We start from the raw sequence: 1,321 nt of genomic DNA, 5'->3' as shown, positions 1-1,321 counted from the left end.
ATTTGCTTTTCGCACGTGGTGTACTCGTCGTCGAGGGAGATGCTGAAGCCATCCTCTTACCCGCGCTTGCCAAGCTCCTTGGACGTGATTTGACCCGACATGGCGTCTCGGTTGTGAATGTCGGAGGTGTTGGTCTGGGCCGCTATGCTCGGATCCTTCAACGTGCGCACCCAGAACACGGTGTTTTGAACATTCCTGTAGCCTGCATCTCGGACATGGACGTCATGCCGGATTGCGCACCAGAAATTCTGGGGTTGGTGGAAGGTGCAGACGATCCAAAATGGGAAAACACTGCACAGAGAAAGTGGCGCGCAACGCGCGATTTTGGTGGCGATGATGATAGCCGGCTTCTCGGCTTGGAGGAGCGACGCCGCCTGCGTAAAGCGAACGACGAGCAGAATGTAAAAACGTTCGTGGCGGGTCGATGGACACTGGAATACGACCTAGCCTTCAGCGGCATGGCACGTGAGCTTTTGGTCGCGGCACGATTGGCTGCGAAGGATGATGCCATTCATGCGGCTCGGGAAACGCATGATCGGGTGATTGAACTGGCAATGACCGAATATGAGCGGCTTGCCAGCTCGGGCATGTCCGCTGAGCAAATAAGTTCGACCATCTATGCCCTGTTCCACCGCAAGGTAGCCTCCAAGGCGATCACAGCTCAGTACCTCGTCGACATTTTTGAACAGCGCTACCGGGGGATTGTGGTGCCACGCGAGGGTCTGGAGGAAAGACTCCCCGGCTACCTCGTTGAGGCGATCACCTATGTGACTTCTCGCTTGGAAATACTCCACGAGCAACACCAGCCATCGCAACAGCAATCTGAGCGGCAGACACCATGATCACGTTCCGTGACCTGGTACCCGAAATCACCGACGAGGACATCGACTGGATCTCAGGCCTTATGAAGCTTGAGGGCCTGGATGAGCAGCGTATGGCGTTTCTTCGATCGCGAGAAACACTCGACGTATCGGCGTGTCCGGGAAGCGGTAAAACCACATTGCTTGTCGCCAAACTCGCCATACTTGCCCGCAACTGGAAAAGCCGCACTCGCGGGATTTGCGTGTTATCCCACACCAACGTAGCCCGCGAGGAAATCGAGCAGCGCCTAGGCGACACTGATGTTGGCCGCAGGCTGCTGAGCTACCCCCACTACATAGACACGATTCATGGGTTCGTCAGGCGCTTCCTTGCAACGCCTTGGCTGCTCTCCGCGCAACATCGCTTTACCGCGATCGACGATGAGCTGACTCACCGGGTGCGCTCAAAGTACATGTGGGAGGAACGAGAGGACAGGAGGATTCTGCGCAGCTTCCTACGA

The 1,321-nt window shown here is 56.5% G+C and carries 2 protein-coding genes; both read left to right on the top strand.

Annotation, left to right across the window (positions count from 1 at the left end; genetic code table 11):
* The coding region (locus ACP693_RS17635) for an ATP-dependent endonuclease (RefSeq protein ID WP_426050131.1) at positions 1-842 on the top strand (842 nt) is incomplete at its 5' end.
* On the top strand, positions 839-1,321 hold a 483-nt coding region (locus ACP693_RS17630; RefSeq protein WP_426050130.1), incomplete at its 3' end, for a UvrD-helicase domain-containing protein. The genes ACP693_RS17635 and ACP693_RS17630, both read left to right, overlap by 4 nt.

It is taken from the genome of Brevundimonas sp. TWP1-3, from assembly GCF_049896085.1.
Lineage (GTDB): Bacteria > Pseudomonadota > Alphaproteobacteria > Caulobacterales > Caulobacteraceae > Brevundimonas.
This window is presented reverse-complemented; position numbering and strand designations above follow the sequence as displayed.